Genomic DNA, 16503 nt, shown 5'->3' with positions numbered 1-16503 from the left:
AAAAATTAATTGTTTCTAAGGTTTGTTTGCCATACCTTAAATTAATAGCATCAAAACAATAAAGCACCAGCAAAAAACTGGTGCTAATAATTAAAACTTTTTGGGACATTTTCAAAAATGCTTGACATAGTAAATATAAAATTTCATAATCACCTTTATGATTCAAAATATATTGTTATAATACTATTATATAAAACATTCGAGGAGGAATACTCTTGAACAACTTTCTAAATAAACTATCATATTACTTCAAAGACAGTTATGGTATGGATAAACTTTCAAAACATCTTTTTATAGCAGGATTAATATTTATGATATTCAGACATACTTCCACTTTTGGGGTTGTCTGCATATTATATTCTGGATGGAGATGTATTTCAAAAAATAAATACAAAAGATATCGTGAACTTCAATCCTACGAAAAATTCATTTCGCCTATAATCTTTAAATTCAACAACTTTAAAGCTGGGAGAAGCAAGAAACTGTATTATAAAATATTAAAATGTCCAAATTGTTCTCAAAAATTAAGGGTTCCCAAACACAAGGGGAAAATGACAGTGACATGCTCAAAATGTGGGACTTCCTTCAGAGCTAAATCATAATTGCTGAACTTTTTTATGTACATGATTTATGATAAAATAATATAAAAATGTAAAGGCAGGCGATGTATGTGGGAGAACGAAAAATATTCATTTCAATTTTTAAATTGATAGTCTTTGCATTTTGGATTGTATTTCAATTCATAGCTGTAACTCTTATATATAATGTGCTTAACATATTCTTCATATACTACTTCGCAATATTCGAAGTTATAAGTGCAATTGCAGTAATTCATTTAAATTACAAGTACAAAAGTACATCCTACAAGGTAAGCTGGATCTCGCTCATACTGCTTATTCCTATAATTGGAGTCATAGTCTATGTTATATCACGTATAGGCGCAAATAGAAACTTCAGCAAAATAAACAAAATAGACCATGGCGAGAAGCTTCTTGACAAAGAAGACAAAACCATGCTTGAATCTCTAAAAAAGAGAAATAAAGTAAGGTATAACGAAACAAGGTTAATTAAAAATATAAGCGGATACACCTCTTATTCAGACACGGAAATAACATATTTTCCATGCGGTGAATCCATGTATGAAAAACTTTTATGTGATTTAAAGTCGGCAGAGAAATTTATTTTTTTGGAATACTTTATAATATCAAAAGGTCAAATGTGGAATGAAATTCTCGATATTTTAATACAAAAATCTCAGCAGGGTGTTGAAATACGCATACTTGTTGACTATGTGGGATCAATGTTTGTTCTTCCAAAAGACTTTAGACGAATCTTAAAACAGAACAATATAAAATTTAAAATTTTTAATCCAATAAAACTTATTCTTAATTTTATGCTCAATTACAGAGATCATAGAAAAATAATAGTAATTGACGGAAAATCAGCATTTACAGGCGGAATAAATATCGGAGATGAATATATAAATCTATACGAGAAGTACGGATATTGGAAAGATATGGCTGTGCGTATAGAGGGAAACGCAGTGTACAGCTTTACTGTGATGTTTTTAAAAATGTGGGAGTCTATAACAAAACGAAAGGAATATTTCAAAAAATACTCATCTAGTTTTCCAGCAAAGAATACAGGCGGAATTGTAATTCCATATTCAAGCGGACCAGAACAAATTGAAAGCACTGCAGAAAATATATACCTGAATATAATAAACAGTGCCAAAAATTATGTTTATATAACCACTCCTTATCTTATAATAGACTACGATATGATGCTTTCTCTCTCTCTTGCTGCAAAACGCGGAGTGGATGTAAGAATAATAACTCCATTCATTCCTGACAAAAGAGTTATCCAAATACTTACGAGATCCCATTATGATACTCTTTTGGACTCAGGAGTTAAAATTTACGAATACACCCCTGGATTTATTCACGGCAAGACATTCGTTTCAGATGATGAGTGTGCCATAGTTGGTACAATAAACCTTGACTACAGAAGCTTGTTTTTACATTTTGAATGTGCTGTATACATATACAATATGCCTGTAGTACATCAAATCAAAGATGACTTTGTAAATACACTTTCAAAATCACAAAAAATAAACAAAATTGCATGGAAAAAAAGAGGATTTTCAAAAAAAATTCTTGAGTCAATACTCAGATTATTTGGTCCTCTTGTCTGATATAAAAAGCAGTGCGGCAGCAAACACAGTATGAACTTTGGCACATTGCAACTGTAACCTGCCCATACTTTATTGCCGCCGCACTACTATTGAATATTCAACAATACACTACTTTAATGACTTTTCCCGTATTAACCAATCATGAAACATTCTTATCTTCATTTTGAACAACACTGTGTTTCCTTCCATAAATGAAATACAGTATTATTCCAAGTACAAGCCAAGTCAAAAATCCAATCCACGTTATGAGTTTCATAGAAGAAAGAAGCATTATGCAACATATAACAGTCACTATAGGAGTATACGGTACCCCCGGACATTTGAACTTCCTCTCAAAATCAGGCATTGTCTTTCTAAGGTAAACAACTCCTGCTGAAACTATCATAAAACTTAAAAGCGTACCTATGCTAAGAAATTCCACAATTATATTTAGTGGTAGAAGCCCTGCTATGATTGATGCTATAACACCTGTTATTACAGTAGCTTTAACCGGTGTATTGTACTTTCTATTCATCTGTGAAAATATTTTAGGTATAAGTCCGTCTCTTGACATAACCATAAATATTCTAACCTGCCCATAAAGCATTGCAAGCATTACAGATACCATTCCAACAATTGCTCCAACCCCAACAAGAGCCGATCCCCAATTGATTCCAACACTTGAAAGAGCACTCGGTACTGCATTATCAGAAATTATCTGCTTATATGGTATCATACCCGTAAGAACCACTGCTACCGACACATAGAGCACACAGACTACTATAAGGCACATTATGATTCCCCTCGATACATCCCGTTTTGGGTTTTTTGCCTCTTCAGCAGAAGTAGAAATTGCATCAAAGCCTATAAACGAGAAAAATACCATACCCGCACCACTGAAAACTCCCTTCCACCCATAAGGCATAAATGGATGATAGTTAGACACACGTATGTGCGATGCTCCAAGCAATATAAACAATAGTATTACAAATATCTTGATTGCAACTATTATATTATTCACTTTGGAACTTTCCTTCATTCCATAGCAAAGCATCAATGTCAGTATAAGTATTATTGCAACTGCAGGCAAATCAAATATTCCTCCATTTTGCGGTGATGCCGATATGGCCTGAGGAAGATTCAACCCCGCCGATTTTAATACACCTCTAAAGGTTCCCGACCATCCCGATGCAACCGCACTTACAGCAACAAGATACTCTGCCGTAAGACACCATCCTATAACCATTGCAATAAATTCTCCAAAGGCAATATATGCATATGAATACGTACTTCCCGCAACAGGGAACATAGTTGCAAGTTCGCAATAGCACAATCCACACAAACATGCTACTACACCGGCAAGGACAAATGAAAGTATTATCCCCGGACCTGCTGCATGTGCGCCCTCTCCTGTAGCAACAAATATTCCAACGCCTACAACCGCACCTACTCCAAGCAAAGCTATATCCTTTGCTGTAAGATTTCTTTCAAGATTGGTTTTCTCTACGCTGGCCTTTAATTGCTCAAGAGACTTTTTCTTAAAAAGATTCATAAAAAGCCCACCTTTACATTTTTTTGTTTTCATTTTGTACTACACTGTGATGTCGTCCGTATAAAAAATACACCACGAGTCCCATAACAAGCCATACTACAAATCCAATCCACGTTATAAGCCTCATCGATATCAAAAGTGCAATACAGCATAATATTGTCACAATAGGCGTAAATGGAACACCTGGGCATTTGAACTTTCTCTCAAGATCCGGCATTTTCTTTCTAAGATATATAACTCCTGCAGAAACCACTATAAAACTCAATAGCGTACCAATGCTTACAAATTCCACAATTATATTCAAAGGAAGAAGACCTGCTATAAGCGATGCAACCCCACCTGCAATCAAAGTTGATGCATACGGAGTTTTATGCCTGCTGTGAATCCTTGAAAATATCTGTGGCAGAAGTCCATCTCGTGACATTGCCATAAATACTCTAACCTGCCCATATAGAATGGCTATTATAGTCGAAATCATTCCAAGAACAGCACCTATCCCCACAAGAGTCGATCCCCATCTTATTCCAATCCTTGAAAGAGATTGCGGTACAGCATTGTCCGTAACAATTTCCTTGAATGGGACTATTCCAACAAGCACAAAAGAAACTGAAACATATAATATGCAAATTACCAAAAGACACATTATAATTCCTCTTGATACATCTTTCTTCGGATCTTCGGCCTCTTCAGCAGAAGTAGAAATTGCATCAAAACCCAAGAATGAAAAAAACACAGTACTTGCACCTGCAAAAATTCCATTCCACCCATAAGGTGCAAAAGGATGATAGTTGTGTGGATTTATATGTCCAAAACCTATAATTACAAAAATTATAATTACTGAAATTTTTATTGCCACAATAACATTGTTTACTCTTGAACTCTCTTTCATACCAATATAAAGAAGATATGTGATTGCGAGTATTATAAGAACAGCAGGCAAATCAATAATACCTCCATTTTGCGGCGATGCAGATATTACTTTGGGCAGATAAATTCCTATACCTGCAATAATACCTTTAAAAGTTCCCGACCATCCTGATGCAACTGCACTTGCAGCCACAATATATTCGGAAGTAAGACACCATCCTACAATAACAGCTGTAAGTTCGCCAAAAGCGACATATGCATACGAATAAGTGCTTCCTGCAACAGGAAGCATAGTTGCAAGCTCACAGTAACACAATCCACACAGACATGCTACTATGCCGGCAAGTATAAATGATACTATAATGCCGGGCCCTGCCATATGTGCACCTTCTCCTGTGGCAACAAATATTCCTACTCCTACAACTGCTCCCACCCCAAGAGCAGCTATATCTTTCGCTTTTAAGCTTTTCTTTAATCCTGTTTTTTGAACACTTCTTTGCAAGTTGCTTAAAGATTTCTTTTTAAAAAGATCCATAAAAGAGCACCTTTCACCTATGACAGTTCCATTTCGTCATTATTTTTAATACAATACATTATTTCATTATATAACATTTTGCAATTTAATTAAATATAAAATATAAATAACAGTTTTTCAATAAAACTTATTTTACAATTCCATATTATTTAAAACATCTCTAAGACCTTTTAGCTCTTCCTTTGTAAGTGTAATTCCCTTGCCCATCTTATCGTGTTCCGGAGACCAGTCTCGTATATCATACTTGGACTCTCTTTCATTCCAGCTTATAAAATTGAGCTCTTTGTTCCACCCACTTTTTGAGCGTGAAATCACCCCAAAATTTTCTTGTATTTCAAACTTTATTCCCGACATATGTACCCCTCCCTTTTTTATATTTTTATTATATCATCTATAAACTATATATAATCTTTGAACAAATTTTAAATTTATCGTAAAATATTTCTTTTTTGTCCTATTATAAAAATAATCATATTGACTTATTATTGTCTGAAACATTATACTTAAAATAAACTCTAATTGCTTGTACATTAAAAGAGGTCTATATGAAACTTATTAGGAAAATATATAAATTTATACCGAAATACTCTGTAAAGCCGCTGATTTTATGTGTTATATTTAATTTCAGTATATATTCGGGCGTTCGTTTATTCTACAATGATAGAGTATTCTACAATTTGACAACATTTTTCGACGATAAAATTCCGGTAATACCAATAACTGTAATAATATATTTAGGAAGTTATATATTTTGGATATTCAATTACATATTAATAAGCAGTATAAATAAAAAACGCTGTTATCGATTTTTAATGGCTGATATTATAGGAAAACTAATATGCGGAATAATATATGTGACAATTCCAACCACAAATATAAGACCGGATATTATTACATCCGATATTTTTTCGGACATGCTTAAATTTCTATACAGCATAGATCCTGCAAACAACCTGTTTCCATCTATTCACTGCCTTGTAAGCTGGTACTGCTTTATAGGCATAAGAAACTGCAAGTCGGTTCCAAAGTGGTATCGGTATTTCTCTTTGTTTGCCGCTGTGGCTATATGTATTTCAACACTTACAACAAAACAGCACGTTTTAGTTGATGTATTTGGAGGTATTTTTTTGGCTGAATTGACCTGGCAGCTCTCCCTTCACTTGAAACTTTATAAAACATTTAAGCTGATTAATCAGGAGGTATAGGAATTATAAATGAAAGTTCTTACTATAGCAATACCATGTTACAATTCAGAATCCTACATGAAAAAAGCAGTTGAATCACTATTAATCGGCAGTAGTGACCTTGAAATTTTGATCATAGATGATGGTTCCTGTGACAGTACTTCAACAATAGCAGATAACTATGAAAGAAAATACCCAAATTTGATAAGAGCAATACATAAAAAAAATGGTGGACATGGAGATGCAGTAAATACCGGCCTTAAGAATTCTACCGGTGTATACTTCAAAGTGCTCGATAGTGATGACTGGCTAGATAAAAACAGTCTCAAAGAAGTGCTTTCTATACTCACTGAAATGATTGAAAATAAAAAATACGTAGATATGTTCATTACAAATTATGTATACGAAAATGTTACTATGCATAAATCGAAAAGTATAAACTATAAAGGTGCGATGCCGGAAAATAAAATATTCACCTGGGACAACTTGGGCCATTTTAAAAATAGTCAAAATATACTCATGCATTCTGTAATATATCGAAGCAATCTTTTAAGAGAGTGTAAACTCGAACTCCCAAAGCACACTTTTTATGTTGACAATATATTTGTATACAAGCCTCTTCCCTATGTAAAAACAATGTATTATGCTGATCTTGACCTTTACAGATACTTTATAGGGAGAGACGATCAATCTGTAAATGAAAAAATTATGATAAAACGAATAGACCAACAAATAAGAGTCACAAAAATTATGATTGACTGCTGTGATCCAACACAAATAGAGTGCAAAAATCTAAAAAAATATCTTATAAAATATCTTATTATTATGATGACTATAACATCAGTACTATTAATGAAGGAAAACACTCCTGAAAGTTTAGATAAAAAGAAGGATTTATGGAATTATTTAAATAAAAAAAATAAAAATTTGTACAGGGAAGTAACAAAATCAACCCTTGGAATTTTAATGCAGATAAAAAATCTTGTTGTAAGAAATATAATACTGTTTTGCTACTCAGTATCAAGAAAGGTATTTGGCTTCAACTAAAGTCAAATACCTTGACTTTATAGATTCACATGCACTCTTTTACACAAAACAGAGCCTTTTCTACAATGTCATCCATGTCGAAATACTTGTAAGCTGCAAGTCTCCCTCCAAAAATAACATTTTTTTCACCCTCTGCACGTGTTTTGTACTTATTGTACACTTTCTCATTTTTATCATCATTTATAGGGTAATACGGCTCTCTCCCTTCCTTCCACTCTTCTGGATATTCCCGGGTTATAACCGTTCTTGGATTCACATTTTCTCCCTGGCATCCAAATTCAAAATGTTTATGTTCAATTATTCTCGTATATGGAACACCATATTCAGTAAAATTCACAACTGCATTTCCCTGATAATTTTCACAATCCATAACCTCAGTTTCAAAACGCAGAGAACGATATTCAAGTTTACCATAACAATAATTATAATATTCATCAATCATTCCAGTGAATACAATTTTTTTAGCCAAACGTGAAAGTTCATTTCGTTCTTTCAAAAAATCCGTATCAAGAATAACTTTTGAACCTTCAAGCATCTTTTTTATAATGTCGGTATACCCTCCAACAGGTATACCCTGGTATCTATCATTAAAATAATTGTTGTCATAAGTAAATCTTACAGGAATTCGTTTTATAATAGATTTTGGAAGCTTGGACGCACTTCGCCCCCATTGCTTTTCCGTATATCCCTTTATCAATTTTTCATATATATCACATCCAACAAGACTTATAGCCTGCTCTTCAAGATTTTTCGGCTCGTCAATTCCTGCCTCCATTATTTGACTCTGTATTTTTAATCTAGCCTCTTCTGGTGTAACCACACCCCACATTTTATTAAATGTATTCATGTTAAACGGCATATTATACAGCTCCGATTTATATATCGCAACGGGTGAATTTGTATACCTATTGAACTCGGCAAATTGGTTTATGTAATCCCATACTTTTTTATTGTTTGTATGGAAAATATGCGCTCCATATTTATGCACCTGAATACCTTCTATATTATCTGTATAAATATTGCCTCCTATATGGGAACGTTTATCTACAACCACGCATTTTTTACCAAACCTGCCTGCTTCATAGGCAAATGATGCCCCAAAGAGTCCCGCCCCTACAATCAAATAATCATACATTCAAAAATTCTCCTTTATTTTTAATCTCAAAATCCTTTCTAGTATATCATAAAAATAACCGGCTTATGGAATAAGTCCACATGCCGGTTTAAAATTACTTCATTGATTTTATTATAGTGTCTGCAAGGCCATCTACCAATTCAATATCATCAGTCTTCATACTTGAAGTTACTGATACATCCTCATCCAGTATATTCATATTCTTCATTTCTTCAAGAAGTTTACGCATAAGCTTTCCTGACTGAGGTGACCATGATCCATTTTCTATAAGCGCAACGGTACGCTTTTGAAGATTAAGTGCATTCATATCCATCAAATAATCTAACATAGGAGGATAAATCTTCAAATTATAAGTTGAACATGCAAGAACAAGGTGGCTGTATTTAAAAGTCTCAGAAATCAAGTATGACACATGAGTTTTTGAAACATCATACATTGCCACATTTTTCATGCCTTTTTCCACAAGCTTAACTGCAAGATTGTTTGCCGCAGCTTCAGTATTCCCATACATGCTTCCATAAACTATGAGAACGCCTTTTTCTTCCGGTTCATAACTGCTCCACTTGTTATACTTGTCAAGTATATATCCAAGATCACTTCTCCATACAACTCCGTGAAGAGGACATATAGTTTTTATATCAAGTTTTCCTGCTTTTTTGAGCAGATTTTGAACTTGAGGTCCATACTTTCCAACAATATTAGTATAATATCTTCTTGCTTCATCAAGCCAATCCCTATCATAGTTCACTTCATCATTGAACATTTTGCCATCCAGTGATATAAACGATCCAAAAGCATCTGCTGAAAACAACGTACCATCTGTAAGATCAAATGTTACCATTGCCTCAGGCCAATGAACCATAGGTGCAGCTACAAATGCAACCTTATGTTTTCCAAAAGACTGTGTATCTCCCTCTTTTACCTTTATTACATCTTTTTCATCCAAACTGAATCCAAATTGATTCAGCAACATGAAAGCTTTTTCCGTACATATTATTTTTGCATCTTTATAATGCATTCGTACTTGATCAAGACACGCTGCATGGTCCGGTTCTACATGATTCACTACAATATAATCAAGCTTTCTGTCTCCCAGCACTTTCTTTATATTTTCAATAAATTGCCTGCCTACGGACCAATCTGCCGTATCAAACAATACATTTTTTTCATCCAAAAGAACATAAGCATTATAAGAAACACCACGTGGGATAGGATGAATATTTTCAAATAGAGTAAGTCTGCGATCGTCGCCGCCAACCCAGTAAAGATCTTCATTTATTTTTCTAACGCAATACATATTATTTACCCCTCCTTTGTTATAAAACAATTATATCACGTATTCAAACTAAGATTCTATAAACATATCTTTTCCTTCACCGCATGCAGGACAAGTCCAATCTTCTGGAAGATTTTCAAACAATGTCCCTGGAAGAACTTCACCCTCTGGATCTCCTTCTCCCGGATCATATTCATATCCACATCCATTGCACACATAGTATTTCCAGTCTGGAGCAACTTTTTTAGGAACAGATCTTTTCATCTTTTTCATTGGTGGAGCTGGTTTTTTAGGTTTTCCAGTATTAAATGCCTTTGCCAAAAGCGGCATTATCTCCATGATATCCCCTATGATGCCATAATCCGCATTTTTAAATATCTTGGCATTAGCATCTTTATTTATTGCAACAATAGTAGATGCATCCTTTATGCCTTTCAAATGCTGGCTTGCACCTGAAATTCCACAGGCAATATAAAGATTTCCCTTGAATTTCTGTCCTGACATTCCAACATATCTGTTTATCGGTACATATTTAAGTGTTTCTGCAACAGGACGCGATGAACCTATAGCTGCACCTGCCTGTACCGCAAGCTCTTCTACAAGCTTCATATTTTTCTTCTCACCTATACCCATACCAACGCTTACCACTCTTTCAGCCTTTGTTATAGGCGTATCAATAGGTATTCCAACAGTGAAATCATATCCATCCTTTTTAAGAGCATCTACAAGCTGTTCAACTCTTTCTTTTGCACTGCCATCTTTAAACAATATCTTCTTTCGATATCCTGTAGCAGGTCCAGGTCCAGCCACCCTTGCCGAAGCTCCCTTTGGCTGTTTGCCAACAAGATGTGCTGCAATTACAACCTTTTGGATTTCATTTGTTCCTTCATATATAGTACATATTTTTGCATCCCTGTATGCCCGTTCAACTTCCATTCCCTTCAAGTAACCGCTTCCTCCAAATATTTGAAGGGATTCATTTACAATTTCAAGGCATGAATCTGAAGTATATTGTTTTGCCATTGCAGCCTGCATACTGTATTCTTCATGGTTTTGTTTCAATTCAGCTGCGCTGTATACAAGGAATCTTGAAGCCCTAAGCTTTGTAGCCATATCAGCCAGTTTAAAAGCTATCGACTGTTGTCTGCATATAGGCTTTCCAAATTGAACTCTTTCTTTTGAATATTCAAGTGCTTTTTCAAAAGCACCCTGAGCAATTCCAAGTGCCTGGGCAGCAATTCCTATACGTCCGCCATCAAGCGTTGCCATAGCAATTTTAAATCCTTGTCCCTCTTCTCCAAGAAGATTTTCTTTAGGAACTTTTACATCATTAAATATAAGCTGTGCAGTTGCAGATGAACGAATACCCATCTTGTCATAGTGATCGCTGAAGGTAAATCCCTTCCATCCTTTTTCCACAATAAATGCACTTATACCTTTTGTCCCTATATTAGGTGTAGTAATTGCAAACACTACATATATATCCGCTTTGCCTGCATTTGTTATAAATATTTTCTCTCCGTTTAAAACATAATGGTCACCCTCGAGAACAGCTGTTGTTTCAGTACCACCTGCATCACTTCCGGCATTTTCTTCTGTAAGTCCAAAAGCACCAAGTTTTTTGCCTGTTGCAAGAGGAACTAAATATTTTTTCTTCTGCTGTTCTGTTCCATAAGCAGCAATTGGATATGTCCCAAGAGATGTGTGTGCAGAAAGTATTACCCCTGTACCTCCATCAACTCTTGAAAGTTCCTCAACAGCTATAGCATAACTTAATACATCAAGTCCTGCACCACCATACTGTTTTGAATACGGGATGCCAAGTACTCCCATGTCGCCTAATTTTTTAACAGCTTCCTCCGGGAATTCATTGTCCTGATCAAGTTTAAAGGCAATAGGCTTTACTTCTTCTTCAGCAAATTTTCTAATTTTGTTTCTCAAATTTTCATGTTGCTCTGTAGTTTTGAAAAACATCTATATATCCCTCCCTTTAATAAAAACAGCTCAAAATATCTATTGATATTTAATTTTAGCAAACATGCATCTAAATAGTATACTTTTATTATAGTCCTTATATAATCATATTACAATGCCTTTGCTACAATATTCCATGAAATTCTTTCTATGAGAGAACCTACAGAATATTGATAATAAACAAATGTAAATTAAACTTATCTTTTACTTGTATATGCCGCCTTTAAAATTTATATTTTTCAGACGGCACAAATTCAAAAATTTTCTCTATTCAACATTATAAGATTTCAAAAAAGGCAGGGCTTCTGCAACCTTAATACCTATAACAGGCATTGGAACTAGTATTGCACTTTTTACTTCATCATAACTTGCCCCAAGACTTTTTGCCCTTTTAATATGAAACGGGAGTCCTCCATTCATACCTTCTGCAACAAGAACCGAAATATATGCAAGCTCATGTACTTTTTTATCAAGGCAGCTCTCACTTGCCTGTTTCATTACAGCTTTCATAAAAGTCTCCCCCACACCCTCTGTTTCATCAATAAACATCTTAAAACCTTCTGTTACATTTTTCACTGTAACCATCCTTTCTTGTATGTAAAATTTTATCCTTCATACATATAGACAAAAAATAAAATTCAAAGATACGGTTACACCAAATTATTTTGAATTATTTTTAAAACCTCATCATACCGTGATGGTTTCCTGTCAGGCATATTTGAATAAAGATAAAATTCTTCTTTCTCACTTCTTCATTATATATATAATTTTTTTCTTCAAAATTCAAACCTTTTACAATACTTCTAACCTTTTTTTGCATATTTTCCCTGTTCCCAGAAAAGTTTACCCAAGCATAGCATGAACATGGGTTTTTCTCGTATATAATGCTACAGTGATTTGCAAAAAATGAATCAATATTCATTCTCGCCCTATAAAGAAGTCCCTTTATTGCCCCTTTTGATTTTCCAAGAACCCCTGCCGTATAGCAAATGTCCAGTCCAAACATATCTATCAGGGAAAATACTATTCTCTGGTTGATTGACAACCTTCGGACCATAGCATAAAAACATCCATTTTGCAAATTTTTAATTTCCTCCTCAACAATAACTTCTTCCTCTGGAATAGGTTTCATATCCTTAAGCAGGACCCCCTCCCTTTCAAGTATGTTCCAATTATCTATACTCACAATATACTTATTCTTCTCTTTTTTTATTTTTGCTAGAAACTCATGGAAACATATTGTTCTAAGCCATTTCTTAATTGCCTTTTCGTCTTTTAAATTTTCGAAATTTTCACAGGCTTTTAAAAAAGTCTCCTGGACAATATCCAACGCATCATCGGGATGACATGTTAATTTCATTGCATAGTTGTAAATATATGAACTATACATTTTAAAGGCATATGTAATATCCATCTTTGTCTCCCTATGTATATTTTTGTTCCCATTTTTCAAGAAACATAAGTTGTTCATCCGTATGAAACCAGTGTTCTCCATTTTGCATAACCGTTAAAGAACAGTTAAATTCTTCTTTAAATTTATCAACAATTTCTATGGAAGTTAAATTGTCATTTTCAGCATAGAGAATATGTGTCGGTGCATTCCAATTATTAACAGGATTTTGCTTTACATAAGTATAATATTTCCATGAAAGTGTTTCTCCAAAATATGTTTTAATCTCTTGTTTATTTCTGAGATCATCTTTAGTAACATTAGACCACTGCATCATGTTCTCAATGAGTAATTTCATATCCAAAACAGGTGAAATAAAAAGTGCATTTTGAAAGTATTCATCTTTAAAAGCAAGAAGACTAAAGTATGCACCAATACTAATTGAATACAGAGCCCTGCATCCCCAACGCTCTTTTACATAATCAAGTACTATTTTTAATTCTGGAACTATGTTCCAGGGATTAAATGTATCTTTTTCAGACTTTCTTTCACCATGCTCAGGCAAATCAATTGCAAGAACCTGCCATCCTTTAGCACATGCAGTTTTTGAAAATCTTTCCGCCTCTTCCTTATAGCCACATTTTCCATGTATGAATAAATAAACATTTTTAGACGGTTTTCCATAAAGCACAGCTGGTATATTGTTTATATTAAATTTGTTTTTCATATAACATCATCCTATCTAGAAAATATTGAAGCTTAATTAATTTTATCATTCATGTTAAAAAAAGAAAACTGAGTATGAATTTAGTTTTTACATAAATCTTATACTCAGCTTTCTCTTGTACATATTATATTTTACAATCGCCTATTGTTAAAATATCACTTAGTTTCCTCATTAAAAATTTCTTTCATCTTATTCCATGAATCTTCAATGTCGTCACATAAATTAAATAGTCCTGATGCACCAACGATAAAGACTTCAACACCTGCATTGTTTAACTCTTTAAATGTTTTTTTATTGGCTGATCCATCAATTTCAATCAAATATTTATAATTATTTTCAACCTTTAATTTTTTCAAATATTTAATCTTATCCAGCATTTCACGTATAAAAGGTTGACCAGCAAATCCAGGATCTACGCTCATCACCGTAATCTTATCCAATAAATGGATATACTGTTTTATATATTCAACCGGTGTCTCAGGGTTTAGTACAACTCCTACTTTACACCCTAACTCTCTTATTCTATTTATTGTTCTAAAACCTATTGAATTTAAAGTCTCAGCATGCGGACAAATATAATCTGCTCCAGCATCTGCTAAAGTATCAATGTAATCATAGGGATTTGTAACCATTAAATGACAATCTAACGGAAGTTTTGATACTCTCTTGATTGCTTTTATAAAATCAGGTGAAAATGCCAGGTTATTTACATAATGCCCATCCATAATGTCTACATGATACATATCTGCATATTTATTCAATACCTCAATTTGCCTCTTTATATCCAATAAATCCATACACATTAGTGATGGTGAAAATTTTGCTTTACTCATTTTTTATCTCCTTTGTGCTACTTGAATGATATTTGAAATTATAGTAGACTGTGTATAATGTACTATAGTTTTGAAAAGTACAATGATTTTTTTAGGCTGAGTGTGTAAAAGAGGCCACTTTTACACACTCAATATCTTATATATATTCCTTTAATTTTTGCTTTATTTCTTCTATTGACATTAAATTTTCAAGTCCTACTACATTGCCTCCTCTTTCACATTCATGTACTAAATCCTGTGCACAAATAATCAAGTCAGCCATTCCTTCACTCAAATCTGAAATTGATGTGTGTCCTACAGAAACACCTTCAACATTCAAATCTTTTAAAGCTTTCTTAATATTCATTTCAAGAATAAATGATGATCCTAATCCATTTCCACAACAACACATTATACTTTTAATCATGCTTATTCCTCCAAATTCTTATTAGTTTTCTACCTTTACAGTTTCCTTTTTAGAAAAATTATATACTATAGGCAATATAAACAAAATTGCTATTATTATCATTATGCCACTTCCGCCAACCATTCCTGATAACTTGCTAACTACTAATCCAACAACACTAAAGTCTGAATCACCAAATGTTATATTGGAGTATCCAAGTGAAGCCATTACCGGCATTAGAAATGCTGATAAAATTGTGGATATCAAACCATTGATGAATGAACCAGTTACGCATCCTTTTATACCACCCTCTGTGTTACCAAATACTCCAGCCGTAGCTCCAGTAAAGAATTGAGGAACTACACCAGGTAAGATCAATGCTAAAGCCATTCCTCCGCCATTTAACAATATTATCAATCCAAGTCCTGCAACTGCTCCAATGAAAGAACAAATGAATCCTATCAATACAGCATTTGGTGCAAATGGGAATACTACAGGGCAGTCTATAGCTGGTTTTGCATTTGGAACCAACTTCTCGGAGATTCCTTTAAAAGCAGGTACTATTTCTGCCAATACCAATCTTACTCCAGATAAAATTATATACACACCACCTGCAAAAGTTACTGATTGTACCAATGAATAGAGAATCCAATTTTGGTTTCCTATTATTTTCACAGCTGCCGGCTGATTACTTGTAATGGAAACACCGCATATAATCATGTATAACACAAACATTATCAAAGATATTGACACTGAACTGTCTCTCATAAATCCCAAAGCTTTTGTAAACTTAATCTCTTCTGTTGATTTCTTATTTTTTGCAAATAATTTACCTGTTTGAGCTGCAAGCCAATATGCTATGCTTCCGGAATGACCAAGGGCAACAGTATCATTTCCCATTAATTTACGCATTGTTGGCTGTACAATTGCCGGCATTACTGCCATAAAAAATCCAAGTAGTAACCCTCCTGAAATTATAAGTGATGCTCCTCTTAATCCAACAAAGCTTAAGCAAGCCGCTATCAAAGTTGCCATATATAGTGTAAGATGGCCTGTCAAAAATATATATTTGAATCTTGAGAATCTTGCGAGAACTATGTTGGCAACCATTCCAAGTGCCATTATAGCTGCCGATGCCGTAGCAAAATCTTTTAACAGCATAGCTGCCATGGCATCTGAATTTGGAACTACTCCCGAAACTCCAAACGATAACTGAAATAAGTCCCCAAAACCTCCAAGAGTTCCAGATACCACCCCTGCTCCTGCAGATATAAGCAAGAAACCTAAAATTGTTTTTATTGTACCTTTAACTGTATTTTCAAATGATGCTTTTTGCAACAACAAACCTATTAATGCTATAAGACCAACCAATATAGCTGGAACAGAAGCAATTTGTTGTAGGATATTCAATATTCCGTTCATAAT

Annotated in this window: 16 protein-coding genes; 4 read left to right on the top strand and 12 right to left on the bottom strand. The window is 34.0% G+C overall.

All coding sequences use genetic code 11. The features are described 5' to 3' along the window. Nucleotides 1-215: 215 nt before the first annotated feature. Together AC4CVH_RS12080 and cls are read left to right on the top strand one after the other, a co-directional pair. Nucleotides 216-602 carry a hypothetical protein gene (locus AC4CVH_RS12080; protein ID WP_490788005.1) on the top strand — a complete coding sequence of 129 codons (387 nt, stop codon included), beginning with the start codon at nucleotides 216-218 and terminating at the stop codon, nucleotides 600-602. Nucleotides 603-670: 68 nt separating this feature from the next. Next, nucleotides 671-2194 (top strand): cardiolipin synthase, encoded by a 1524-nt coding sequence (cls, locus tag AC4CVH_RS12075; RefSeq protein ID WP_490788004.1) that lies wholly within the window; start codon nucleotides 671-673, stop codon nucleotides 2192-2194. Nucleotides 2195-2333: 139 nt separating this feature from the next. On the opposite strand, the gene AC4CVH_RS12070 is transcribed toward cls, so the two are convergent. The 3 genes from AC4CVH_RS12070 to AC4CVH_RS12060 all read right to left on the bottom strand — a co-directional run bounded on the left by AC4CVH_RS12070 (nucleotide 2334) and on the right by AC4CVH_RS12060 (nucleotide 5481). Further along, the gene (locus AC4CVH_RS12070) at nucleotides 2334-3725 is read right to left on the bottom strand and encodes an amino acid permease (RefSeq protein WP_490788003.1); all 1392 of its coding nucleotides are present in this window, start codon (nucleotides 3723-3725) and stop codon (nucleotides 2334-2336) included. A 13-nt stretch (nucleotides 3726-3738) separates the two neighbouring features. After that, a complete protein-coding gene (locus AC4CVH_RS12065) occupies nucleotides 3739-5127 on the bottom strand; it encodes an amino acid permease (protein WP_490788002.1) in 1389 nt (462 codons plus the stop codon). 132 nt (nucleotides 5128-5259) lie between these two features. Beyond that, entirely contained in the window at nucleotides 5260-5481 is a 222-nt protein-coding gene (locus AC4CVH_RS12060; protein ID WP_490788001.1) for a YdbC family protein, read from the bottom strand. Between the two features lie 191 nt (nucleotides 5482-5672). On the opposite strand from AC4CVH_RS12060, the gene AC4CVH_RS12055 reads away from it, so the two are divergent. Both AC4CVH_RS12055 and AC4CVH_RS12050 read left to right on the top strand, forming a co-directional pair. Next, nucleotides 5673-6332 (top strand): phosphatase PAP2 family protein, encoded by a 660-nt coding sequence (locus tag AC4CVH_RS12055; RefSeq protein ID WP_490788000.1) that lies wholly within the window; start codon nucleotides 5673-5675, stop codon nucleotides 6330-6332. Between the two features lie 9 nt (nucleotides 6333-6341). Further along, nucleotides 6342-7358, top strand: a complete 1017-nt coding sequence (locus tag AC4CVH_RS12050) for a glycosyltransferase family 2 protein (protein WP_490787999.1) — start codon at nucleotides 6342-6344, stop codon at nucleotides 7356-7358. Nucleotides 7359-7383: 25 nt separating this feature from the next. Here AC4CVH_RS12050 and glf read toward each other — a convergent pair whose 3' ends face one another. The 9 genes from glf to ulaA form a co-directional block, all read right to left on the bottom strand. Beyond that, on the bottom strand, nucleotides 7384-8493 hold the full coding sequence (gene glf, locus AC4CVH_RS12045; RefSeq protein WP_490787998.1) for a UDP-galactopyranose mutase: 1110 nt from the start codon (nucleotides 8491-8493) through the stop codon (nucleotides 7384-7386). A 94-nt stretch (nucleotides 8494-8587) separates the two neighbouring features. Then, nucleotides 8588-9790 carry an FprA family A-type flavoprotein gene (locus AC4CVH_RS12040; RefSeq protein WP_490787997.1) on the bottom strand — a complete coding sequence of 401 codons (1203 nt, stop codon included), beginning with the start codon at nucleotides 9788-9790 and terminating at the stop codon, nucleotides 8588-8590. Nucleotides 9791-9838: 48 nt separating this feature from the next. Beyond that, nucleotides 9839-11743 carry an acyl-CoA dehydrogenase family protein gene (locus tag AC4CVH_RS12035; protein ID WP_490787996.1) on the bottom strand — a complete coding sequence of 635 codons (1905 nt, stop codon included), beginning with the start codon at nucleotides 11741-11743 and terminating at the stop codon, nucleotides 9839-9841. A 267-nt stretch (nucleotides 11744-12010) separates the two neighbouring features. Further along, the gene (locus AC4CVH_RS12030; RefSeq protein WP_490787995.1) at nucleotides 12011-12319 is read right to left on the bottom strand and encodes a carboxymuconolactone decarboxylase family protein; all 309 of its coding nucleotides are present in this window, start codon (nucleotides 12317-12319) and stop codon (nucleotides 12011-12013) included. Between the two features lie 100 nt (nucleotides 12320-12419). Continuing rightward, nucleotides 12420-13157 carry an RNA polymerase sigma factor gene (locus tag AC4CVH_RS12025; RefSeq protein ID WP_490787994.1) on the bottom strand — a complete coding sequence of 246 codons (738 nt, stop codon included), beginning with the start codon at nucleotides 13155-13157 and terminating at the stop codon, nucleotides 12420-12422. A 10-nt stretch (nucleotides 13158-13167) separates the two neighbouring features. Then, nucleotides 13168-13860 carry an alpha/beta hydrolase gene (locus AC4CVH_RS12020; protein ID WP_490787993.1) on the bottom strand — a complete coding sequence of 231 codons (693 nt, stop codon included), beginning with the start codon at nucleotides 13858-13860 and terminating at the stop codon, nucleotides 13168-13170. Between the two features lie 155 nt (nucleotides 13861-14015). Next, nucleotides 14016-14693 (bottom strand): D-allulose 6-phosphate 3-epimerase, encoded by a 678-nt coding sequence (alsE, locus tag AC4CVH_RS12015; RefSeq protein ID WP_490787992.1) that lies wholly within the window; start codon nucleotides 14691-14693, stop codon nucleotides 14016-14018. A 136-nt stretch (nucleotides 14694-14829) separates the two neighbouring features. Further along, entirely contained in the window at nucleotides 14830-15099 is a 270-nt protein-coding gene (locus tag AC4CVH_RS12010; RefSeq protein ID WP_490787991.1) for a PTS sugar transporter subunit IIB, read from the bottom strand. Nucleotides 15100-15120: 21 nt separating this feature from the next. Then, complete coding sequence (gene ulaA / locus AC4CVH_RS12005) at nucleotides 15121-16500, bottom strand: PTS ascorbate transporter subunit IIC (RefSeq protein ID WP_490787990.1); 1380 nt, start codon at nucleotides 16498-16500, stop codon at nucleotides 15121-15123. Between the last annotated feature and the right edge of the window lie 3 nt (nucleotides 16501-16503).

The sequence above is a fragment of the Clostridium pabulibutyricum genome, assembly GCF_058242705.1.
This window is presented reverse-complemented; position numbering and strand designations above follow the sequence as displayed.

Bases quoted from the DNA above. Each gene is read 5' to 3' on its own strand.
- alsE (WP_490787992.1), bottom strand. From the start codon at position 14,693: ATGAGTAAAGCAAAATTTTCACCATCACTAATGTGTATGGATTTATTG.
- AC4CVH_RS12035 (WP_490787996.1), bottom strand. From the start codon at position 11,743: ATGTTTTTCAAAACTACAGAGCAACATGAAAATTTGAGAAACAAAATT.
- AC4CVH_RS12070 (WP_490788003.1), bottom strand. From the start codon at position 3,725: ATGAATCTTTTTAAGAAAAAGTCTCTTGAGCAATTAAAGGCCAGCGTA.
- AC4CVH_RS12025 (WP_490787994.1), bottom strand. From the start codon at position 13,157: ATGGATATTACATATGCCTTTAAAATGTATAGTTCATATATTTACAAC.
- AC4CVH_RS12060 (WP_490788001.1), bottom strand. From the start codon at position 5,481: ATGTCGGGAATAAAGTTTGAAATACAAGAAAATTTTGGGGTGATTTCA.
- AC4CVH_RS12040 (WP_490787997.1), bottom strand. From the start codon at position 9,790: ATGTATTGCGTTAGAAAAATAAATGAAGATCTTTACTGGGTTGGCGGC.
- AC4CVH_RS12055 (WP_490788000.1), top strand. From the start codon at position 5,673: ATGAAACTTATTAGGAAAATATATAAATTTATACCGAAATACTCTGTA.
- AC4CVH_RS12065 (WP_490788002.1), bottom strand. From the start codon at position 5,127: ATGGATCTTTTTAAAAAGAAATCTTTAAGCAACTTGCAAAGAAGTGTT.
- AC4CVH_RS12010 (WP_490787991.1), bottom strand. From the start codon at position 15,099: ATGATTAAAAGTATAATGTGTTGTTGTGGAAATGGATTAGGATCATCA.
- AC4CVH_RS12050 (WP_490787999.1), top strand. From the start codon at position 6,342: ATGAAAGTTCTTACTATAGCAATACCATGTTACAATTCAGAATCCTAC.
- AC4CVH_RS12020 (WP_490787993.1), bottom strand. From the start codon at position 13,860: ATGAAAAACAAATTTAATATAAACAATATACCAGCTGTGCTTTATGGA.
- glf (WP_490787998.1), bottom strand. From the start codon at position 8,493: ATGTATGATTATTTGATTGTAGGGGCGGGACTCTTTGGGGCATCATTT.
- ulaA (WP_490787990.1), bottom strand. From the start codon at position 16,500: ATGAACGGAATATTGAATATCCTACAACAAATTGCTTCTGTTCCAGCT.